This is a genomic window from Streptomyces sp. NPDC005423 (genome assembly GCF_040606415.1).
In the GTDB taxonomy this organism is placed as follows: domain Bacteria; phylum Actinomycetota; class Actinomycetes; order Streptomycetales; family Streptomycetaceae; genus Streptomyces.
Genome location: NZ_JBEXET010000007.1, coordinates 21,977 through 42,692, shown reverse-complemented (window position 1 = coordinate 42,692; position 20,716 = coordinate 21,977). Strand labels below are relative to the sequence as shown.

General features: G+C 71.2%; 23 protein-coding genes. 13 read left to right on the top strand and 10 right to left on the bottom strand.

The features are described from left to right. The first annotated feature begins 26 nt into the window (after window positions 1-26). From ABZT12_RS11260 to ABZT12_RS11250, 3 genes are all read left to right on the top strand, one after another. Window positions 27-212: a DUF6104 family protein gene (locus ABZT12_RS11260; RefSeq protein WP_024761804.1), complete on the top strand. Its 186-nt coding sequence runs from the start codon at window positions 27-29 to the stop codon at window positions 210-212. 278 nt (window positions 213-490) lie between these two features. Continuing rightward, the gene (locus tag ABZT12_RS11255) at window positions 491-1,576 is read left to right on the top strand and encodes a DUF4097 family beta strand repeat-containing protein (protein WP_356380999.1); all 1,086 of its coding nucleotides are present in this window, start codon (window positions 491-493) and stop codon (window positions 1,574-1,576) included. 1 nt (window position 1,577) lies between these two features. Next, complete coding sequence (locus ABZT12_RS11250) at window positions 1,578-2,648, top strand: helix-turn-helix transcriptional regulator (RefSeq protein WP_356380997.1); 1,071 nt, start codon at window positions 1,578-1,580, stop codon at window positions 2,646-2,648. A 43-nt stretch (window positions 2,649-2,691) separates the two neighbouring features. Here ABZT12_RS11250 and ABZT12_RS11245 read toward each other — a convergent pair whose 3' ends face one another. The 4 genes from ABZT12_RS11245 to ABZT12_RS11230 all read right to left on the bottom strand — a co-directional run bounded on the left by ABZT12_RS11245 (window position 2,692) and on the right by ABZT12_RS11230 (window position 6,473). Next, window positions 2,692-3,276: a Clp protease N-terminal domain-containing protein gene (locus ABZT12_RS11245; RefSeq protein ID WP_356380994.1), complete on the bottom strand. Its 585-nt coding sequence runs from the start codon at window positions 3,274-3,276 to the stop codon at window positions 2,692-2,694. Further along, entirely contained in the window at window positions 3,276-3,485 is a 210-nt protein-coding gene (locus tag ABZT12_RS11240; protein ID WP_356380990.1) for a helix-turn-helix domain-containing protein, read from the bottom strand. The genes ABZT12_RS11245 and ABZT12_RS11240 overlap by 1 nt, the downstream gene beginning before the upstream one ends. Before the next feature lie 202 nt (window positions 3,486-3,687). Beyond that, on the bottom strand, window positions 3,688-4,653 hold the full coding sequence (locus tag ABZT12_RS11235) for a zinc-binding dehydrogenase (RefSeq protein ID WP_356380987.1): 966 nt from the start codon (window positions 4,651-4,653) through the stop codon (window positions 3,688-3,690). A gap of 596 nt (window positions 4,654-5,249) precedes the next feature. Further along, window positions 5,250-6,473 (bottom strand): NADP-dependent malic enzyme, encoded by a 1,224-nt coding sequence (locus ABZT12_RS11230; RefSeq protein WP_356380984.1) that lies wholly within the window; start codon window positions 6,471-6,473, stop codon window positions 5,250-5,252. Between the two features lie 527 nt (window positions 6,474-7,000). On the opposite strand from ABZT12_RS11230, the gene ABZT12_RS11225 reads away from it, so the two are divergent. From ABZT12_RS11225 to ABZT12_RS11215, 3 genes are read left to right on the top strand one after another with little or no spacing between them, the layout of a single operon-like run. After that, complete coding sequence (locus ABZT12_RS11225) at window positions 7,001-7,948, top strand: ABC transporter substrate-binding protein (RefSeq protein ID WP_356380981.1); 948 nt, start codon at window positions 7,001-7,003, stop codon at window positions 7,946-7,948. 35 nt (window positions 7,949-7,983) lie between these two features. Then, window positions 7,984-8,922 carry an amino acid ABC transporter permease gene (locus ABZT12_RS11220; protein ID WP_356380978.1) on the top strand — a complete coding sequence of 313 codons (939 nt, stop codon included), beginning with the start codon at window positions 7,984-7,986 and terminating at the stop codon, window positions 8,920-8,922. Between the two features lie 50 nt (window positions 8,923-8,972). Beyond that, window positions 8,973-9,725: an amino acid ABC transporter ATP-binding protein gene (locus tag ABZT12_RS11215; protein ID WP_356381369.1), complete on the top strand. Its 753-nt coding sequence runs from the start codon at window positions 8,973-8,975 to the stop codon at window positions 9,723-9,725. Between the two features lie 52 nt (window positions 9,726-9,777). Here ABZT12_RS11215 and ABZT12_RS11210 read toward each other — a convergent pair whose 3' ends face one another. Continuing rightward, window positions 9,778-10,536: a class I SAM-dependent methyltransferase gene (locus tag ABZT12_RS11210; protein WP_356380975.1), complete on the bottom strand. Its 759-nt coding sequence runs from the start codon at window positions 10,534-10,536 to the stop codon at window positions 9,778-9,780. A gap of 100 nt (window positions 10,537-10,636) precedes the next feature. On the opposite strand from ABZT12_RS11210, the gene ABZT12_RS11205 reads away from it, so the two are divergent. Further along, window positions 10,637-11,287, top strand: coding sequence for a CGNR zinc finger domain-containing protein (locus ABZT12_RS11205; protein ID WP_356380972.1), 651 nt, complete (start codon window positions 10,637-10,639; stop codon window positions 11,285-11,287). Here ABZT12_RS11205 and sodX read toward each other — a convergent pair. Next, entirely contained in the window at window positions 11,170-11,604 is a 435-nt protein-coding gene (sodX, locus tag ABZT12_RS11200; RefSeq protein ID WP_356380969.1) for a nickel-type superoxide dismutase maturation protease, read from the bottom strand. The genes ABZT12_RS11205 and sodX overlap by 118 nt on opposite strands. 145 nt (window positions 11,605-11,749) lie before the next feature. Between sodX and sodN the strand changes: the two genes are divergently transcribed. The 4 genes from sodN (at window position 11,750) to ABZT12_RS11180 (ending at window position 14,114) form a co-directional block, all read left to right on the top strand. Continuing rightward, window positions 11,750-12,145 (top strand): superoxide dismutase, Ni, encoded by a 396-nt coding sequence (gene sodN, locus ABZT12_RS11195; RefSeq protein ID WP_356380966.1) that lies wholly within the window; start codon window positions 11,750-11,752, stop codon window positions 12,143-12,145. Between the two features lie 335 nt (window positions 12,146-12,480). Next, on the top strand, window positions 12,481-12,891 hold the full coding sequence (locus tag ABZT12_RS11190) for a helix-turn-helix transcriptional regulator (protein WP_356380963.1): 411 nt from the start codon (window positions 12,481-12,483) through the stop codon (window positions 12,889-12,891). A gap of 9 nt (window positions 12,892-12,900) precedes the next feature. Then, window positions 12,901-13,365, top strand: coding sequence for a VOC family protein (locus ABZT12_RS11185; protein WP_356380960.1), 465 nt, complete (start codon window positions 12,901-12,903; stop codon window positions 13,363-13,365). After that, on the top strand, window positions 13,362-14,114 hold the full coding sequence (locus ABZT12_RS11180) for a VOC family protein (protein WP_356380957.1): 753 nt from the start codon (window positions 13,362-13,364) through the stop codon (window positions 14,112-14,114). The genes ABZT12_RS11185 and ABZT12_RS11180 overlap by 4 nt, the downstream gene beginning before the upstream one ends. 49 nt (window positions 14,115-14,163) lie before the next feature. Here the strand turns inward: ABZT12_RS11180 and ABZT12_RS11175 are convergent, their stop codons facing one another. The 3 genes from ABZT12_RS11175 to ABZT12_RS11165 all read right to left on the bottom strand — a co-directional run bounded on the left by ABZT12_RS11175 (window position 14,164) and on the right by ABZT12_RS11165 (window position 17,240). After that, window positions 14,164-14,517: a DUF952 domain-containing protein gene (locus tag ABZT12_RS11175; protein ID WP_356380954.1), complete on the bottom strand. Its 354-nt coding sequence runs from the start codon at window positions 14,515-14,517 to the stop codon at window positions 14,164-14,166. A gap of 132 nt (window positions 14,518-14,649) precedes the next feature. Then, the gene (locus ABZT12_RS11170) at window positions 14,650-15,720 is read right to left on the bottom strand and encodes a family 2 encapsulin nanocompartment cargo protein polyprenyl transferase (protein WP_356380951.1); all 1,071 of its coding nucleotides are present in this window, start codon (window positions 15,718-15,720) and stop codon (window positions 14,650-14,652) included. A 113-nt stretch (window positions 15,721-15,833) separates the two neighbouring features. Then, window positions 15,834-17,240 carry a family 2B encapsulin nanocompartment shell protein gene (locus tag ABZT12_RS11165; protein ID WP_356380948.1) on the bottom strand — a complete coding sequence of 469 codons (1,407 nt, stop codon included), beginning with the start codon at window positions 17,238-17,240 and terminating at the stop codon, window positions 15,834-15,836. A 313-nt stretch (window positions 17,241-17,553) separates the two neighbouring features. On the opposite strand from ABZT12_RS11165, the gene ABZT12_RS11160 reads away from it, so the two are divergent. Both ABZT12_RS11160 and ABZT12_RS11155 read left to right on the top strand, forming a co-directional pair. Beyond that, the gene (locus ABZT12_RS11160; RefSeq protein ID WP_356380945.1) at window positions 17,554-18,144 is read left to right on the top strand and encodes an N-acetylmuramoyl-L-alanine amidase; all 591 of its coding nucleotides are present in this window, start codon (window positions 17,554-17,556) and stop codon (window positions 18,142-18,144) included. 21 nt (window positions 18,145-18,165) lie between these two features. After that, complete coding sequence (locus ABZT12_RS11155) at window positions 18,166-19,065, top strand: pyridoxal-phosphate dependent enzyme (RefSeq protein ID WP_356380942.1); 900 nt, start codon at window positions 18,166-18,168, stop codon at window positions 19,063-19,065. 2 nt (window positions 19,066-19,067) lie between these two features. On the opposite strand, the gene ABZT12_RS11150 is transcribed toward ABZT12_RS11155, so the two are convergent. Continuing rightward, window positions 19,068-20,663, bottom strand: a complete 1,596-nt coding sequence (locus ABZT12_RS11150; protein ID WP_356380939.1) for a Na+/H+ antiporter — start codon at window positions 20,661-20,663, stop codon at window positions 19,068-19,070. Window positions 20,664-20,716 lie beyond the last annotated feature (53 nt).

The window sequence follows — 20,716 nt, the reverse complement described above, 5'->3', positions numbered from 1 at the left end:
TCAGTCGACTTCCGTCCGGAGCACCTGTGTACTTCACCGACCGTGGCATCGAAGAGCTGGAGAAGCGGCGCGGCGAGGAAGAGGTCACCTTCGAGTGGCTCGCCGAACAGCTGCGGACCTTCGTCGACCTCAACCCGGACTTCGAGGTCCCGGTCGAGCGCCTAGCGACCTGGCTGGCGCGACTGGACGACGACGAGGACGACGACGAATAGCGGGCAGCAGGTAGCAGGTAGCAGATCCGACGCGCGGTGCCGGTCGCCTGTGCGTGGACGGGCCGCCAGGAGAACCGAACCGAAGGGCAGGCCAGACGTTCTGGCCTGCCCTTTCCTCGTCGCCATGCGCGCCCGCCGGGAGGTGGCGTTCGTCTCCGACGACCCGGGGTCACCCGATCGGGTGTCTTGACTTTCCCTCACCGCGATATATCGTGTTTCTTGGAAGACGCGATATGGCGCGTCGTCTCCTGTGCAGTCCGGCCTAGGAGGTATGCCCCATGTCCGAGTGGTCCGTCGCAGAGCCCCAGAAGCTCACGTTCGACGAGCCCGTACGCGAGCTCCACGTACGCATCGTCAACGGAACAGTGAACGTCGTGGGGACGGAAGAAGGTTCCGCCCGCCTGGAGGTCTCCCACATCGAGGGCCCGCCCCTCGTCGTGACCCAGGAGGACGGCACACTGACCGTGGCCTACGACGACCTCCCCTGGAAGGGCTTCCTCAAGTGGCTCGACCGCCAGGGGTGGCGGCGCAGTGCGGTGGTCTCCCTGGCGGTCCCCGCGAGCACCCGTGTCGAGGTGGGCGTGGTCGGCGCCGCCGCCGTCGTCTCCGGGATGAGCGGCCCCTCCACGGTGCGGGGAGTCACCGGTGACACGACCCTCGTGAGTCTCTCCGGCCCGGTCCGCGCGGACACGGTGTCGGGGAACCTGGAGGCGCAGGCCGTCACCGGCGACCTCCGCTTCAACTCCGTCTCCGGGGACCTCACGGTCGTCGAGGGTTCGGGCTCCTCCGTGCGCGCCGACTCGGTGAGCGGCTCGATGATCGTCGACCTCGACCCGGGCGGCCCCACCGACATCAGGCTGAACAGCGTCTCGGGTGAGATCGCCATAAGGCTGCCGCACCCGACGGACGCCCGCGTCGAGGCGAACACCGCGAGCGGCAGGATCTCCAGCGCCTTCGAGGACCTGCGCGTCCACGGCCAGTGGGGTGCCCACAAGATCACCGGCCGCCTCGGCGCCGGCACCGGCACCCTCAAGGCCACCACCGTCTCCGGCTCGATCGCCCTGCTGCGCCGGCCACCGGCGGAGGACGGGGGCGACGCCGGCGCCCGGGAGGCCGACGGCCCGGACGACAGCCACTCCGACCCGCACCCCGGCCCGCACGTCGACACCCGGGTCGAGACAGAGGCCGGTGTCGAGGGGGGCGTCGGCGTCGAGAAGGACTCCGCCCCAACCACTGCTGGCAGCACGGCAGTTGCTGCCGGGGATGAGGATGAGACCGACTCGGGGGACCATTCCGTTTCCGGCCCGGCCGGTGGTCCGCCCACCGCGGCGGCCGACGGCACGACCGACAAGAAGGTGCTCTGACATGCCCCCCGTCTTCGCCCACGGCCGACTCCGCCTCTACCTGCTGAAGCTGCTCGACGAGGCCCCCCGCCACGGCTACGAGGTCATCCGCCTCCTGGAAGAGCGTTTCCAGGGGCTGTACGCACCGTCGGCGGGCACGGTCTATCCGCGCCTGTCCAAGCTGGAGGCGGAGGGCCTGGTCACCCACACCAGCGAGGGCGGCCGCAAGGTGTACGCCATCACTGACGCCGGCCGGGCCGAACTGGCCGACCGCAGGGGCGAGTTGGCGGACCTGGAACTGGAGATCCGCGAGTCGGTCGCCGAGCTGGCCGCCGAGATCCGTGCCGATGTCCGGGGCGCGGCGGGCGATCTGCGGCGCGAGATGCGCGCGGCGGCCTCCGAGGCCCGCAAGGCAGCCGGGAGCGGTGACGCCCGGGGCACCGAACGCGACGGCTCCTTCGGCGACTTCGTCGACGCCGGCGACAAGGAGGCGTGGCACGCCACCAAGGAGGAGATGCGCCGCGTCAAGCAGGAGTGGAAGGAGCAGGCCAGGCGGGCCAAGGACGAGAGCCGCCGGGCCCGCGAGGAGGCCCAGCAGGCCCGCCGTCAGGCCAAGGAGGCACAGACCCGCGCGTGGGCCCAGGCCCAGGAGGAAGTGCAGCGCATAGCCCACCGGGTCCAGGAGCAGGCCCAGGACCACTTCGCGCACGGCGACTGGCCTTCGGGGGTCCGGGAGAGCCTGACCGAACTGGCCAAGGAGTTCGGCGACTTCGGCAAGGACTTCGGGAAGGAGTTCGGGTTCGGCCGCACCAGCGCGCCCAAGTCGGCGAAGGCCCCGGCCGAGCCCCCCACCCCCGAGTACTCCCGGACTCCGGAGGACTTCCCCGCCGAGTACGAACCGGCGTGGGCCCACGAGGACCCCACCGGCGACCCGGTCCGCGACCTGGACCGTCTCCTGGACCGCTTCCGGGACGACATCCGGGACACGGCCCGCGACCAGGGCGTCACCGAGTCCCAACTCCGCAACACGCGACGACACTTGGCTACGGCGGCGGCACACATCGGAGCGGTGCTGCGCACTCCGAGAACCTGAGCCGCACGGCTGGGCCGGGGCGGACGCGCGCCGACGCCGGCCGTCAGCCCGCCTTGGCCTCGCCCCCGGCCTCGCCCTGACCCTCGCCGTACAGCACCCGTGTCACGGACTCGTGGGTCACCCCGTGATCGGCGAGCACCTCCCCGGGGGTGCCCGGGAGGACGGTGAGGGCGAGCAGGAGGTGCTCGTCGCCGATGTGCCGGTCGCGCCGGCCGACGGCGATGCGCAGGGCCTTCTCCAGGACGTCCTTGGCGCCCCGGCCGAAGGAGCGGCGGTCCGACCACCACTCCTTCCTCTGGCGGTCACCGGACATCGCGCCGACCCCGTGGGCCTCCTCGACCCGGGCGACGATGGCCGTGACGTCGATCCCGAGCCCGGCCAGCGCCTCCGACTCGGCCTGCGAGAGACCGGCCCGCCGACGGGCGTCGGCGAGACCCTGCCGTACGGACTCCTTGCGTTCGGGGGTGAGGCCGAGGGCACCCAGGACGAACGAGGTGCGGCTCGCCTCGCGGTCCAGGAGGGCGAGCAGCAGGTGTTCGCGCTCGACGGACCGGGCCCCCGAACGCTCCCGCTGCTCCATCGCGTCCTGGACGACGGCTCGGGCGTCCTTCGTGAACCGTTCGAACATCAATGCCTCCCGTACTTCTTGTGCACGGCCTGCCTGCTGACACCGAGCTCCGCGGCGATCTCCTGCCACGACCAGCCCTGATTGCGCGCGGCACGCACCTGCACGGCCTCCAGTTGATCCAGCAGCCTGCGCAGCGCGGCGACGGCCCGCAGGCCGATCCGCGGGTCACGGTCACCGGCTCGCTCGGCGAGATCCGTCGCTTCGGTCATGCTGTCAACGTACATTGACGCGGCGCGCTCGTCAATCGAGGTTGACACGCGGCTGCGGCCGACCCGGGAAGCCCGGACCGACCGCAGAAAATGAACGAGGAGGAGAGGAAGACGGGAGGGGAAGGGAAGGGAGCGGAGCGCTGGAGAAGGAGGAGCAGGAGGAGCAGGGGGAGCAGGGGGAGCAGGGGGAGAAGGGGAAACGCTAGGCGTTCGTGAGGACGATCTTGCCGAACTGGTCGCCGGAGGCGAGGCGCTCGAAGCCCTCACGAGCGCGGTCGAGCGGGAGGATCTCGTCTATCACCGGACGGACGCCGGTGGTGGCACAGAAGGACAGCAGGTCTTCCAACTCGTCCTTGGTGCCCATCGTGGAGCCGACGACCTTGAGTTCGAGGAAGAAGATCCGGGTCAGTTCGGCGTGTGAGGGGCGGTCGCCGCTGGTGGCACCGGAGATGACGATCGTGCCGCCGGGCCGCAGGGACTTGACGGAGTGCGACCAGGTGGCCGCGCCGACGGTCTCGATGACGGCGTCCACGCGCTGCGGCAGCCGCGCTCCCGGTTCCAGCGCCTCCACGGCACCCAGTTCCAGCGCCCGCTTCCGCTTGGCCTCGTCCCGGCTGGTCGCGAAGACCCGCAGCCCCGCCGCCCTGCCCAGGACGATGGCGGCCGTGGCGACCCCGCCGCCCGCGCCCTGCACGAGCACCGAGTCACCGGGCCGCACCCCGGCGTTGGTGAAGAGCATGCGGTACGCCGTCAGCCACGCGGTGGGCAGACAGGCGGCCTCCTCGAAGGAGAGTTCCTTGGGCTTCGGCAGCACGTTCCACGTCGGGACGGCGACCTGTTCGGCGAAGGTGCCCTGGTAGTGCTCGGTGAGGATGGAGCGGGGTTCCCGGGGGCCGACGCCGTGGCCGGTCTGGCCGATGACGGAGTGCAGGACGACCTCGTTGCCGTCCTCGTCGACACCGGCGGCGTCGCACCCGAGGATCATCGGCAGCTTGTCCTCCGCGAGGCCGACGCCGCGCAGGGACCACAGATCGTGATGGTTGAGGGAGGCGGCCCTGACGTCGACGGTGCTCCAGCCCGGCCGGGCCCCGGGGGCGGGACGCTCCCCCAGCTCCAGGCCGGAGAGCGGCTGGTCGCGGTCGATTCGGGCGGCGTAGACGGCGAACATGACGTCGACCATAGGCTCCGCCGGTTGCGCGGGGAACGACCGGACGGTGTGACACTTACCCTCTTGCCAAGGCGGGCTGCCGCCCCCGCCGCCCCACACGGCGCTGCACGGCGTCGCCCAGCCCTCGTCCTCCAACGCCGGACGGGCTGGGTGATACCGCCCGAAAAGTGTTACACCCCTGCGCTAAGTGATACATCCCTGGGACTGATCCCCCCTCCCCCAGGGCCGAGTGATGCCGCCCGCGCCGCAAAGCGGCAGCAACAACAGCGGAGGCGGCAGCAGCAGCGTCGGCGGAAGTCGGAATGGTGATCGCGCCTCCGGCCACCGGACGGGATGAGCGTCATCCCGCGGGGCTGAGTGACATCCCCCGGCATCGAGGAACACCGCCCCGTCCCTGGTTCACTCGGGCGGGCGGGCGGCCGGACGGCCGGACAGGCGGACAGGCGGACGGACCGGCGGACGGCCGGACAAGCGAGAAGGCCGGACAAGCGAGAAGGCCGGACCGGCGAGAAGAGGGACAGGGGGACCGGCGGACCGGCGGACCGGGGAAGACGAACGGCCCCGCCCAAGAAGCGGGCGGGGCCGTCGGGCGGACGTCAGCGTCGGGCCACGCCCTCCGCGCGGGCGGCGGCGGCGACCGCCGCCGTCACGGCGGGGGCGACCCGCTCGTCGAACGGCGACGGAATGACGTAGTCGGCGGCGAGGTCGTCGCCGACGACACCCGCCAGCGCCTCGGCCGCCGCGATCTTCATCCCCTCGGTGATCCGGGAGGCCCGCACCTGGAGCGCGCCCGCGAAGACCCCGGGGAACGCCAGCACGTTGTTGATCTGGTTCGGGAAGTCCGACCGGCCCGTCGCGACGACCGCCGCGTACTTGTGCGCCACGTCGGGGTGCACCTCGGGGTTGGGGTTGGCCATGGCGAAGACGAAGGCGCCCGGCGCCATGGAGGCCACGGCCGGCTCCGGCACCGTACCGCCGGAGACGCCGATGAAGACGTCGGCGCCTTCCAGCGCCGCCTCCAACGACCCCGAGATCCCTGCCCTGTTGGTGATCTCGGCCAACTCCCGCTTGACCGGCGTCAGATCGTCCCGGTCGCGCGAGACCACGCCCTTGCGGTCGGCGACGGCGACATCGCCGAGCCCCGCCTCCAGCAGGAACTTGGCGATGGCGACACCGGCCGCGCCCGCGCCCGAGATCACGGCCCGCAGGTCGCCGAGGCCGCGCCCGGTCAGCCGTGCCGCGTTGCGCAGCGCGGCCAGCGTCACGATCGCCGTACCGTGCTGGTCGTCGTGGAACACCGGGATGTCCAGCCGCTCCTGGAGCCTGCGCTCGATCTCGAAGCACCGCGGCGCCGAGATGTCCTCCAGGTTGACGCCCCCGAAGGAGGGCGCGAGCCGGACCACGGTCTCGATGATCTCGTCGACACCCGTGCAGTCCAGCGCGATCGGCACCGCGTCCACGCCGCCGAACTGCTTGAACAGGATCGCCTTGCCCTCCATCACCGGGAGGGAGGCCTCGGGACCGATGTCCCCGAGTCCGAGGACGGCCGTGCCGTCCGTCACGACCGCCACCACGGAGGACTTCCAGGTGTAGTCGTAGACGAGTTCCGGCTGCTCCGCGATCGCGGTGCACACGCGCGCGACGCCGGGTGTGTACGCCAGGGACAGGTCGTCCCGGTCGCGGATCGGCACGGTGGCCTGCACAGCCATCTTGCCGCCGCGGTGCAGCGCGAACGCCGGATCGAAGGAATCGAGGGGCTCGGCCCCGCCGTCCTGGTCCGTACTGGTGTCGCTGCGAGGATTGACGATCTCCGCTGCCACTTTGTCTTACCCCTTAAGTAATCATGGTCTGAGGGTGGCCACTCCCTGGTAAGGGGTGGGCGGGCACCGCGCAGGGCCCTGTCAGTGGTGCGTACCAGCACCTGCGCGACGGGCGCGCCGCACACGCGCCCTGAGCCCCGGATGAGGGGTGTAAAGAACCTTCTTACCGGACGGACGGCACGGGGACGAGTCCAATACGTGCAAGGTCACATCCGGGCAGCGCAATCGCGTCGGCCCTGGACCGGGGGGCGTTCGGCCCTCGAGTGGTTCTCCGGCGGCGGCCGACCGCATCCCGGGACGGGCCGGAGATCCTCCGGCCGGAATGGAGGATTCCCGCAGATGGTCCGCCGCGATACGCCGACCTGGAACGGTTCGGGGGTCACCCGTTATCCGATTTTGACATGACCGGTCCCCTGAATGGTTCAGTCCGAATGGCAAGATGCCCTAATCACACAAGGTCGCGACACCCGAGGCTGTGTGTTCTCGTCGACCCATCGGCAACTCCATCCATCCGCCGGAGGACCCCAATGACCGCACGCTCCACCCGTCGTACGACCGCCGCGCACAACCGGCTAGCAGCGGTCGGTGCGATCGCGGTCGCCGGCGCCCTGCTGCTCACCGGCTGCGGTGACCAGACCAAGAAGAACGACTCCGGCAGTGCCAGCACGGCACCGCTGGCGTCCAAGCTCCCCAAGGCGATCCGGTCCGCGGGCGTCGTCAAGGTCGGCTCGGACATCGCGTACGCCCCGGTGGAGTTCAAGGACTCCTCCGGCAAGGTCGTCGGTCTCGACCCCGACCTGGCGGCGGCGATGGGCAAGCAGCTCGGCGTGACGTTCCAGTTCGAGAACGGCACCTTCGACGGACTGCTGACCGGCCTGCGCTCCAACCGCTACGACATCGCCATGTCCGCGATGACCGACAACAAGAACCGCCAGAACGGCGTCGACCCGGACACCGGCAAGAAGGTCGGCGAGGGCGTCGACTTCGTCGACTACCTGACCGCGGGTGTCTCGATCTACACCCGCAAGGGCGACACCGGGTCCATCGCCACCTGGTCCGACCTGTGCGGCAAGAAGCTCGCCGTCGAGCGCGGCACCGTCTCCGAGGACCTCGCCAAGTCCGAGACGAAGAAGTGTACGGGCGGCAAGAAGATCACCATCGAGGCGTTCGACGACGACCAGCAGGCCCAGACCCGGCTGCGGTCGAAGGGTGCGGACGCCGCCTCCTCCGACTTCCCGGTCGCCGCGTACGCGGTGAAGACCTCCGGCGGCGGCAAGGACTTCCAGATCGTCGGCGACCAGGTCGAGGCGGCGCCGTACGGCATCGCGGTCGCCAAGAGCGACACCCAGCTCCGGGACGCGCTGCAGGCCGCGGTGGACGCGGTGATCAAGAGCGGCGAGTACGAGAAGATCCTGGAGAAGTGGGGCGCCCAGGACGGCGCGGTCAAGTCGGCCGCTGTCAACGGCGGCAAGTGACCGCGGTTCCGAGCGGGCACTGAAGGGCAATCCCCGTGACTACTGACACCGACAGGGCGACCGGGCCGAAGGACACTCCCCCGGCCGCCCCGGAGACCATCAAGGCCGTTCCGGTCCGGCACTACGGGCGGTACGTGTCCGCCGTCGTCGCGATCGCGCTCCTCGTCGCGATCGTCTACGCGTTCGGCCAGGGCAAGATCAACTGGCATGCCGTACCGGACTACTTCTTCGACCACCGCATCCTGACCGGTGTGGGCAAGACCCTGCTGCTGACGGTCCTGTCCATGGTGATCGGCATCGTCGGCGGCATCGTCCTCGCCGTGATGCGGCTGTCGAAGAACCCGGTGACCTCGTCCATCGCGTGGTTCTACATCTGGTTCTTCCGCGGCACCCCGGTCCTCGTCCAGCTGTTCCTCTGGTTCAACCTGGGCCTGGTCTTCGAGTACATCAACCTGGGTCCGATCTACAAGGACTACTGGTCGGACTTCATGACGCCGTTGCTGACGGCGCTGCTCGGCCTCGGTCTCAACGAGGCCGCGTACATGGCGGAGATCTGCCGTGCCGGTCTGCTCGCCGTGGACGAGGGGCAGACGGAGGCGTCACACGCGCTGGGCATGAGTCACGCCAAGACGCTGCGCCGGATCGTGATCCCGCAGGCGATGCGGGTGATCGTGCCGCCGACGGGCAACGAGGTCATCAACATGCTGAAGACGACCTCGCTCGTGGCGGCCGTCCAGTATCCGGAGCTGTTCCGCTACGCCCAGGACATCGGCCAGAACTCGGGTGCCCCGGTGGAGATGTACTTCCTCGCCGCCGCCTGGTACCTGATCATGACCTCGGTCCTGAGCGTCGGGCAGTACTACATCGAGCGGTACTACGCCCGCGGTTCCAGCCGCGCGCTGCCGCCGACGCCGTTCCAGAAGATCAAGGCGAACGTGCTGTCCATCGGCCGTCCGAAGGGAGGCACGGCATGAGCGAGGAGCTCACCGGGAGCGAGTCCGCGGCCAAGGCCCCGGCGGCCCTCATGGTCAAGTCCGAGGGCGTCCACAAGTCGTTCGGCCCGGTCGAGGTGCTCAAGGGCATCGACCTGGAGGTCCGGTCGGGCGAGGTGTTCTGCCTCATCGGCCCCTCCGGCTCCGGCAAGTCGACCTTCCTGCGGTGCATCAACCACCTGGAGAAGATCAACGCCGGGCGGCTGTACGTCGACGGGGAGCTGGTCGGCTACCGGCAGCAGGGCGACAAGCTCTACGAGCTGCGCGACCGCGAAGTGGCCATGAAGCGCCGGGACATCGGCATGGTCTTCCAGCGCTTCAACCTGTTCCCGCACATGACCGCCGTGGAGAACATCACCGAGGCGCCCATTCAGGTCCGGGGCGCGGGCAAGGCGCAGGCCAGGGAGCGCGCGATGCAGCTCCTGGAGCGGGTGGGCCTGGCCGACAAGGCGGGGAGCTACCCCTCGCAGCTCTCCGGCGGCCAGCAGCAGCGGGTGGCGATCGCCCGGGCGCTGGCGATGGACCCGAAGCTGATGCTGTTCGACGAGCCGACCTCGGCGCTCGACCCGGAGCTGGTCGGTGACGTCCTCGACGTCATGCGCGACCTCGCCGAGTCCGGGATGACGATGATCGTCGTCACCCACGAGATGGGCTTCGCCCGCGAGGTCGGCGACAGTCTCGTCTTCATGGACGGCGGTGTGGTCGTCGAGTCCGGCCACCCGCGCGACGTCCTCACCAACCCGCAGCAGGAGCGGACCCAGTCCTTCCTGTCCAAGGTGCTCTAGCCGACGAGCGAGGGGCGGTACGGGTCTCCGTACCGCCCCTCGTCGCGTCCGCCTACTTGAGGGCGAGCAGCAGGGTGTCGGAGGGCGAGCACCACACCGGGCGCGCCTCCGCGAACCCCTTCTCGCGCAGCACGCGCGCGTGCCACGCGGCGGAGGGTGTGTCGCCCTCGGCGTGCTCGCCGTAGATCTCGTGACGGCGGGCGGTCGGTGCGGCGAGGACCGGGTCCTGGGCGGCGAGCCGCCACCACTCGGCCCAGTCGAGCGCGCCGTCCCGCCGGGCCCGGTCCATGTCCGCGTGCCGGCGGGCCCGTTCGGCCGCGTTGATCCGGGGGGTCGTCTCGTCGCTCATGTGGTCCGCGTTCATGAACACACCGCCGTCGGGGACGAGTTGCGCGATCTGGCCGTAGAGGACGGCGAGGGGTCCGCTGTGCAGCCAGTGCAGGGCGGTGGCGGTGAGGACGGCGTCGTAGGAGTCGTAGGGCAGTGCCTTCGTCCAGTCGGGGTCCTTGAGGTCGGCCGCGACGAACGAGACCCGGCCGTCGTCCGCGAAGGTGCCCTCGGCGATGGCGAGGAGGGCCGGGTCGAGGTCGACACCGGTGCTGGTGGCGCCGTGCAGCCGGGCCAGCAGCCGGCCGGTGATGCTGCCGGTGCCGCAGGCGAGGTCGAGGACGCGGGGCGTGGGGCCGGCGAGGGCCTCGACCATGTCGAGCATGATCCGGAAGCGGTCCTCCCGGTCGGGCATGTACCACTCCTGCTGCCGGTCCCAGCTCTCCTGCCAGGCCTGCCAGTCGGTTCCGGTACGGGTGGTCATGGGAGCCCCCTCTTCAGTCACCTACGTAATACCCTGGAAGCACGATCGGCTGTTACCCGATCGCATCCACGACCATAGAGCGCCTCCGTAAGGACTACAAGTGGAACTGGCCTATTACTCGGAGCACGCCGTGCGCCTCGTCAACAGCGAGGAACCGGCCCGGGGCAAGGACTCCCTGACCTCGGTGGAGGCCGTCCGTGACCTCTTCGGCGCCAACGCGTCGGCGGCCCGGCGCGCGACCGAGGCCGACGTCACCCGGTTCCGCTCGGTCCGGGCCAGGCTGCGCGCGGTCTTCGAGGCGGCCGACGGCGGCGACGAGACCCTCGCCGTCGACCTGCTGAACTCACTGCTCCTGGAGTTCCCGGTCAGCCCGCAGATCTCCGGGCACGACCACCGGGACGAGGACGGCCGCCCGCTGTGGCACATGCACCTGGCGGACCACCCGTCGAACGCGACCGCCGGCTACGCGGCGATCGCCGCAATGGGCCTGGCGTTCCATCTCACCGAGTACGGCGTCGACCGCCTCGGCCTGTGCGAGGCGCCCCCGTGCCGCAACGCCTACCTCGACACCTCCACCAACCGCTCCCGGCGCTACTGCTCGGACCGCTGCGCGACCCGCGCCAACGTCGCCGCCTACCGGGCCCGCAAGCGCCTGGAGGCGGACCGGTCGGCGAAGACGGGCCTCGCGGCGGACAGCGCCCAGCACACCAGCGCCCACGGCGAGCGCCGGCCGGCGGCCGGCGGCCGGTAGCGGAACCGCGCCTTGCCCAGTACCAGGTCCTCGGGCACGGCACCGTAGTCGGTGCTGTCGCCGCCGGCGTAGGCGTTGTCCCCGAGCACCCACCACGCCCCGTCGCGCCGCTCGGCGGCCCGCTTGACGACCAGCAGGTCCTGCTGGAACGGATGCCGCAGTACGACGATGTCGCCGGGCCTGATCCGGGCGCCGTACTGCACCACCAGCAGATCCCCGTGCAACAGCGTCGGCACCATGGACGGCCCGGTCACCTCGGCCCACCCGAAGGGCAGTACGGCCCTTCCGTGCTCGGTCTCCTGCGACAGCTCCGGCATTCCCGGCACCTCCCCGGTCCTATCCTCCACCAGTCTGGGTCCGACCCCGGACTTTTGTCCTAAGCCGATGGGGGCACTCGTTATTTCGCCTCTCCCAGGGAGTAATGTCCCACCTGAGAAGACGATCACGAGGAAGGAATGCTCCATGCTTTCCCGCCTGTTTGCCCCCAAGGTCAAGGTCAGCGCACACTGCGACCTGCCCTGCGGTGTGTACGACCCGGCCCAGGCCCGCATCGAGGCGGAGTCGGTGAAGGCCGTGCAGGAGAAGATGGCCGCCAACGACGACCCGCACTTCCAGACGCGTGCCACCGTCATCAAGGAGCAGCGCGCCGAGCTCGCCAAGCACCACGTCTCGGTGCTGTGGAGCGACTACTTCAAGCCCCCGCACTTCGAGAAGTACCCGGAGCTGCACCAGCTGGTCAACGACGCCCTGAAGGCCCTCTCGGCCGCCAAGGCGTCCACCGACCCGGCGACGGGCCAGAAGGCGCTGGACTACATCGCCCAGATCGACAAGATCTTCTGGGAGACCAAGAAGGCCTGACCACCCGTCACCACGACCCGCGATCGGTGCACCATCGCAGGTCGACGGGGTAGTGGACTTCGCGAAGGGGCCCGGCCGGAATACGAATTCCGGCCGGGCCCCTTCCGGCTCTCCCCACGCCCGCGGCTCTCTCCGCGCCGCGGCCCTTCCGGCCTTTCCCGTCGCTCCCGCCCCTACCACCCCTGCCGTTCCTCCGGCCCCTACCGTTCCTCCGGCCCTTCCCGCTCCCCCGGCTCACCCCGACCTTCCGTTCCTCCGGCTCCTGGCCGGTCCTTCCCCTCCCCGTAGTTCCCGTGCGCCCCCTCCGCCCGCGTGCCCGTGCGACTCTGGGAGGCGTGACCCCCGACGACCTCGTCCGCCTCCGCCGGGCCCGCGACCGGATCAACCGCGCGTACGCCGAGCCGCTCGACATGGCGTCGCTCGCGCGGACCGCGCTGATGTCGCCGGGCCACTTCCAGCGGAGCTTCCGGGCCGCGTTCGGGGAGACGCCCTACACCTGCCTGATGACACGGCGGATCGAGCGGGCGAAGGCGCTGCTGCGGCGGGGGGACCTGAGCGTCACCGAGGTATGTCTCGCGGTCGGCTGCACCTCGCTGGGTTCGTTCAGTTCGCGCTTCACGGAGCTGGTCGGCGAGACGCCGAGCGCGTACCGGGCCCGTCCGCATGAGGAAAGCGCGGTGATTCCGCCGTGCGTGGCCCGGACCTTTTCCCGACCGCGGCGCGCGGGACCGCCGGCGCGGCCCTAGTTTGGGGCCATGGACATCAGACTCCACCAGTGTTTCATCGCCGTCGACGACCACGACAAGGCGCTCGCCTTCTACCGTGACGTCCTGGAACTGGAGGTCCGCAACGACGTCGGGTTCGAGGGGATGCGGTGGGTGACCGTGGGATCGCCCGCGCAGCCGGACGTGGAGATCGTGCTGGAGCCGCCCGCGGCGAACCCGGACGCCTCCCCCGCCGACCGGCAGGCGATGGCGCAACTGCTGGCCAAGGGCATGCTGCGCGGCGTCATCTTCACCACCGCCGACTGCGACGCGCTCTACGCCCGGGTCGAGGAGTCCGGCGCCGAGGTGGTGCAGGAGCCGACCGACCAGCCGTACGGTGTGCGCGACTGCGCGTTCCGCGACCCGGCCGGGAACATGCTGCGGTTCCTGGAGCGGGCGGCCGACCGGTCCGGGCCGGCGACCGGCGGGGTCGACCCGTCCGCTCTCACGCCATGAGCATCCGCTGGACCTACGTCTTCGTCGACCGTCCGGTCGGTCTCCTCGCCCCCGCCCGTGACTTCTGGACCGCCGCCACGGCCACCCGGCTCTCCGAACCCCGGGGTGAGCGCGGGGAGTTCGGCACCCTGCTGCCACGGGCCGAGGGGGCGGACCCCTGGGTGAAGGTCCAGGGCGTCGGGGCGGGCGACGGCGGTGCGCATCTCGACTTCGCGGTCGACGACGTGCCGGGCTTCGTGGTCTCCGCGCTGCGGCACGGCGCGCGGTCCGTCGCCGAGCACGACGGATGGGCCGTACTGCGTTCCCCCGCGGGGCAGTTGTTCTGTGCCGTGCCCTGGCAGCAGGAGACCGTACGGGGGCCCGTCGTCGACGGCAGCCGCCTCGACCAGGTCTGCCTCGACCTCGCGCCCTCCGTCTTCGACGCCGAAGTCGCTTTCTGGAGCGGCCTGTTGGGCGAGAACGGATGGGACTCCGCGGTCGGCTCGCGCCCCGAGTTCCACGTGCTCAAGCCGCCGCCCGGCCTGCCGGTCCGCGTCCTGGTGCAGCGTCTGGGCGACGAACGCCCCGCCTCCGCCCACCTCGACCTCGCCTGCGCGGACATCGGCGCCACCCGCGCCCGGCACGAACGGCTCGGGGCCGTCCTCGTCGCCGAGCACACTCACTGGAGCGTGCTGCGTGACCCGGTGGGCGGAACGTACTGCCTGACCGGCCGCGACCCCGAGACCGGCGGCCTGCCGCCCCGTACCTGAACGGCGGAGTACGAGCGCCGGGTGGCCCTCCCGCGACATGGGCCGTCCGTCACTCCCACGCCTCCACGTCCACCACCGCGTCCACCGGAATGGGCCCGTACACGTGCGGGAACTCCTCGCCGCCGGGCTGCGGCGCCTCGTACCTCAGCGGTACACCGAGCCGTGCGGGGTCCACGACCAGCACCACCAGGTCGTCGGGCCCGTCGTAGGAGCCGTACAAGAGGGCTGCTACGGCGGGGAGTTGGGCCCTGGTCGAGCAGTGGATGAAGCCCTCCTCCCGCAGGGTGCGGCCACGCGTCGACATCTCGTAGGCACCGCGCTCGCGGGCCGCGTCCCAGAGGGCGCGTTCCGTGATGTGGAGGACGGGGGCGGGGGTCGGCTGTGACGAGGGCGCTTCGGGCATGACGGCAACGCTACGGGATTCCGGTGCGCGTGCGCGGGCCCCGCGCACCGTGGGGATGCGCGGGACCCGCCGTCCGGAGTCCCCGACGGCCGGGCAGGGTCAAGCCCGCGCGGTCTTCGGGGCTCCGGGGTCTCAGGTGCTGCGCCGCGTCACGAACTCCGCGAGGGCCAGCAGACCGCCCGCCTCCGCCGGGTCCGGGACGGCGCGGGCCAGCTCGTGCACGGCGCGAGCCATCCGGTCGGCCGCCTGGATCTGCGTCCAGTCCTGGCCGCCCGCCCGTTCCACGGCGAGCACGGTGCGCTCCAAGTCCCCCTCCTGGTACGGCACTTCGTACAGCCGGGCGAGCTCTTCCGCCGCCGGGGTGCCGGAGGTGAGCGCGGCGACCACCGGGAGCGACTTCTTACGGGCGATCAGGTCGGCGCCGGCCGGTTTCCCGGTACGGCTCGGGTCGCCCCATATGCCGATGACGTCGTCGATCAGCTGGAAGGCGAGCCCGGCCTCGCGGCCGAACGCGTCGAGCGCGTCGACGTCCCCCGGAGCCGCCCCCGCGTACAGCGCTCCGAGGGCGCCGGCGCAGCCGAGCAGCGCGCCCGTCTTGGCCTCGGCCATGGCGAGCACCTCGTCGAGGGTGACCTCGCGAGGGGCGCGGCTCTCCAGGGACGTGTCGGCGTGCTGCCCCGCGCACAGTTCGACGACACAGTCGGCGAGCCGTACGGCGGCGGCCGAGGAGGCCGGGTGCGGGTCCTCGGCGAGCAGTCTGAGAGCCAGCGCCTGGAGCGCGTCGCCGGCGAGGATCGCGGCGGCGTCGCCGAACACGGTCCACGCGGTGGGCCGGTGTCTGCGGGTGGTGTCCCGGTCCATCACGTCGTCGTGCAGCAGCGTGAAGTTGTGGACGAGTTCCACCGCCGCGGCGGCCCGTACGGCGCTTGCCCGTGCCTTCTCGCCGCCGAGCGCGGCGGCCGCGGTGAGGACGAAGGCGGGCCGGATGGCCTTGCCGGCGTTGCCCGCCGCCGGGGTGCCGTCCGGGTGCTCCCAGCCGAAGTGGTAGAGCGCGATCCGGCGCATCGAACCGGGCAGCGAGTCGATCGCGGCCCGTAGCGCGGGGTCGACGATGGCCCGCGACCGCTCCAGGATCGCCTCCGCCTCGTGGCCGTCGAGCGGCGGCGTCCCGGCGTTGCCCGTCTCCGTCATGGACTCGGCCATGGGGTCCCCCTCGGAGAGTCGGCCGACGGGCGCGCCGGTACGGCGGCCGGGCGCGTACGACCGGGGTGCGCCCGCCCCGAGGGGCGGGGACACGGTCTCCAGATGCGCGGACGTCACCTCCAGCGGCCGATCTCGACGTTCTCCAGGACGCCGAGGGCGTCCGGCACCAGGACCGCCGCAGAGTAGTAGGCCGTCACGAGGTACTTGATGATCGCCTGTTCGTTGATGCCCATGAAGCGCACCGACAGGCTCGGTTCGATCTCGTCGGGGACGCCGGCCTGCTGGAGACCGATGACGCCCTGCTCGGCCTCGCCGGTACGCATGGCGATGATCGAGGTCGTCCGCCGGTCGCTGACCGGGATCTTGTTGCACGGGTAGAGCGGCACTCCGCGCCAGGTCGGGATGCGGTTGCCGCCCACGTCGATGGTCTCCGGGACCAGTCCGCGCTTGTTGAGTTCGCGGCCGAAGGCGGCGATGGCCCGCGGGTGGGCGAGGAAGAGCTTGGTGCCGCGCCGCCGGCTGAGCAGTTCGTCCATGTCGTCGGGGCCGGGCACGCCGTCGTGCGGCTGGATCCGCTGGTCGTACTCGCAGTTGTTGAGCAGGCCGAACTCGCGGTTGTTGACGAGTTCGTGCTCCTGGCGCTCCTTCAACGCCTCGACGGTGAGCCTGAGTTGCTGCTCGGTCTGGTTCATCGGCTGGTTGTAGAGGTCGGCCACGCGCGTGTGGATGCGCAGGACGGTCTGGGCGACGCTCAGTTCGTACTCGCGCGGCTGGGCGTCGTAGTCGACGAAGGTGTGCGGGATGTCCGGTTCGCCGGAGTGGCCCGCGGCGAGGTCGATCTCCTTCTCGCCGTACTTGTTGGTGCGCTGCTCGGGGATCCCGCGCTGCTCGGCGAGGTGTTCGCGCAGGGAGTCGGCGCGCTCCGCGACCTGCTCGACGTCCTGGCGGGCCAGGATCAGCACCGTGCAGGCGGTGTCCGCGCGGGCCGTGTACTCCCAGATGGCCTCGGGGTCGAGGAGCGCCTGGTCGCCGAAGTACGCGCCGTCGGCGAGGACTCCGAGGACCGAGTCGTCGCCGTAGGGGCCGGTGCCGATCTTCTCCACCCTGCCGTGCGCCAGCAGGTACACCTCGTCCGCCTGGCTGCCGAACGAGGCGATCACCTCGCCCGGGGCGAACTCGCGCTGCCGGCAGCGCGTGGCCAGCTCGGTCAGCACCTCCTCGTCCTCGTACTCCCGCAGGGCGGGCAGTTCGCCGAGTTCCGCGGGGATGACCTCGACGCGGTCGCCGGTCTTCACGAATGTCACCCGGCCGTCACCCACGGAGTAGCTCAGCCGTCGGTTCACCCGGTAAGTGCCACCCTGCACGTTGACCCACGGCAGGGTGCGCAGCAGCCAGCGGGAGCTGATCTCCTGCATCTGCGGTACGGACTTGGTGGTCGTGGCCAGGTTCCGTGCGGCCGCCGTACCAAGGCTCTGCTGCGGCTTGTTCTGCTCCGCGCGGACCTCTTCGCCTACCGACATAGAGAATTGCCCTCCCAGTACATGCTCCGGCGCGGATGTGCCCCGGGCATCCTTCTCGCGCACCAGCCTCCCTCACGGAGCGTGTTGATGGTATTACCCGAAAGAGCGGGGTTGGATCTTCCCGGTCCTGGGCAGGCGCCTCATTTCTGTCGAGCGCCGTTCGACCGGCCGGCCTCCGTCCGGGCCGCCGGGCCTGTCCGGATCGGCTCGCACACCGTGCGAACAACTAGGCGCAACTGGGCTGTTATCGGTACAAGCAGCGATGACAGACGGCCGCGATCGGCGGCCGCCGCACAGCACGAAGGAGGCGATCATGGCCTCACCCATGTCCGCGGACGGTTTCCTGGAAGCTCTGAGGGCCGAGGGCGTCACCCTCGCCGAGTCGGGCGACTGGATCCACCACAACCGCAACCACAAGGGAGCCTGGGGTCCCGTCCACGGCGTGATGTTCCACCACACGGCCACCCGGGGCGGCGAGCGCACGGTGGCCCTGTGCCGCGACGGCCGCCCGGACCTGCCCGGCCCGCTCTGCCACGGTGTCATCACCAAGGACGGCACCGTCCACCTGGTCGGCTACGGCCGCGCCAACCACGCGGGCCTCGGCGACGACGACGTCCTGCGCGCCGTCATCGCCGAGAGGGCGCTGCCGCACGACAACGAGGCGAACACCGACGGCAACCGGCACTTCTACGGCTTCGAGTGCGAGAACCTCGGCGACGGCGAGGACCCCTGGCCCGAGGCCCAGCTGACGGCCGTGGAGAAGGTCGCCGCGGCGCTCTGCCGCCACCACGGGTGGTCGGAGCGGTCGGTCATCGGGCACCTGGAGTGGCAGCCGGGGAAGGTGGACCCGCGCGGGTTCACCATGGCCTGGCTGCGCGAGCGGGTGCGTGACCGGCTGAAGTGAGCGCCGGGTGACAATGGGGGCGTGACCGGCCCCGATCTCGCCGCCCTGCGCCCCCGGCTCCCGTCGCCGGTGCAGGAGGTGGCGGACGGCCGCTTCGCGCGGCACGGCGTCCGGCTGCTGCTGAAACGGGACGATCTGATCCACCCGGACCTGGTCGGCAACAAGTGGCGCAAGCTGGCGCCGAACCTCGCGGCGGCGGCCGGCCGCACGATCGTCACCTTCGGGGGCGCCTACTCCAACCATCTGCGCGCCACCGCCGCCGCGGGCCGCCTGCTGGGTCTGCCGACCGTCGGGGTGGTCCGCGGCCAGGAGCTGGCCGACCGGCCGCTCAACCCGTCGCTGGCCCGGTGCGTGGCCGACGGGATGCGCCTTCACTTCGTCGACAGATCGACGTATCGGCGCGTCCACGAACCGGCGACCCTGGCGGCGGTCCTCCACGCCGCGGACGCCGTCGGCGCCCACGTCGTCCCCGAGGGCGGCAGCAACTCCGCGGCCGTACGCGGCTGTCGGGCGCTCGGCGAGGAGCTGCGCGGGCGGGCCGATGTCGTCGCCCTCGCCTGCGGCACCGGGGGCACGCTCGCCGGCCTCGCCGCGGGACTCGGCGACGGGCAGCGGGCGGTGGGCGTTCCCGTCCTCCGGGGCGGGTTCCTGGGCGCCGCCGTACGGGAGTTGCAGCGGGAGGCGTTCGGCGCGCCGCGGGGCGAGTGGCGGCTCGACGAGCGCTTCCACTTCGGGGGCTACGCACGCGTGCCCCCTGAACTGGACGCTTTCGCGCGGGACTTCGAGCACCGGCACGGGCTGCCCGTGGAACGCCTCTATGTCGCCAAGTTGCTGTACGGACTTGTCGCCCTGGCCGACGAGGGCGCCTTCCCGCGCGGGACGACGGTGGCGGCGGTCGTCACCGGCCGCCCCTTCCCGTAGGGCTACGCGGCTTCCCGGTAGGCCGCCGCCTCCTCCAGGTCCAGCCGGCGCAGGAGGGTGCGCAGCATCTCGTCGTCGATGTGGCGGCCGTCGCGCAGCCGCACGAACACCGCGCGCTCGGCGCTGATCATCTCCCGGGAGAGCCTCCGGTAGGTGTCGTCGACCGTCTCCCCCGTCACCGGGTTGACCGCGCCGAGCCGCTCCCAGACGGCGTTGCGGCGGCGCTCGAGGACCTCGCGGAGCCGGTCGGCGAGCGGGGGCGGCAGGCTGTTGCGGTCGTCGGCGAGAAGCCCCTCCAGACGGTGTTCGGCGGCCCGGGAGGCCTGGGCCTGGGCGTTCGCCTCCGCGAGCGTCTCGGCCTGCGGATCACGGCCGGGGAACTTCAGCAGCCGGATCAGCGGGGGCAGCGTCAGTCCCTGGACGACGAGCGTCCCGATGACCGTGGTGAAGGTGAGGAACAGGATGAGGTTGCGCTGCGGGAAGGCGTCGCCGCCGTGCACCGTGAGCGGGATGGAGAAGGCGATGGCCAGCGAGACGACGCCTCGCATGCCGGCCCACGCGGTGGTCATCGCCCCTCTCCAGGTGGGGTTGTCCTCGCGTTCCCTGATCTTCGCCGACATCAGGCGGGGCAGGAAGGCGGCCGGGTAGACCCACACGAACCGGGCCGCGACGACCACCAGGAAGACGGCGATCGCGTACCAGGCGGCATCGAGCCCCCGGTACTCGCCAAGTCCCTTGAGCACCACGGGGAGTTGCAGCCCGATCAGAGCGAAGACCGCCGACTCCAGGACGAAGGCGACCATCTTCCACACCGCCTCCTCCTGGAGACGGGTGGCGAAGTCGACCTCCCAGGCGCGGTGTCCGAGGTAGAGGGCGACGACCACGACCGCGAGCACCCCGGAGGCGTGCACCTGCTCGGCGACGGCGTACGCGACGAACGGGATCAGCAGGGAGAGCGTGTTCTGCAGCAGCGCCTCCCGGAGATGGGTGCGCAGCCAGTGCAGCGGCGCCATCAGCACCAGTCCGACGCCGACCCCGCCGACCGACGCCAGCAGGAACTCGCCGATCCCGCCGGACCAGGTGGCGCCCTCGCCGATCGCGGCGGCGAGGGCCACCTTGTAGGCGGTGATCGCGGTCGCGTCGTTCAGCAGGGACTCGCCCTGGAGGATCGTGGTGATCCGGGACGGCAGTCCGACCCGGCGCGCCACCGCCGTCGCCGCGACCGCGTCCGGCGGTGCCACCACCGCGCCGAGCACCAGGGCCGCGGTCAGCGGCAGCCCCGGCACGATCACGTACGCGGCCAGGCCGACGACGACCGTGGCGAAGAGCACATAGCCGACCGACAGCAGCGCCACGGGCCGCACTTGGGCCCGCAGGTCCAGGTACGAACTGTCACTGGCCGACGTGTACAGCAGCGGGGGCAGCAGCAGCGGCAGGACGATCTCCGGGTCGAGGGTGTAGTCGGGGACCCCCGGCAGGTAGGACACCGTCAGCGCCACCGCGACCAGCAGCAGCGGTGCCGGCACGGGGGTGCGCCGTGCCGCCGCGGCCACGGCGGCACTTCCCGCCACCAGCAACAGCAGTGGCATCACGTCCATACGTCCTCGCCCGCCCTCGTTTTTCGCGCGGCGAACCGCACACCCGTCGTAAT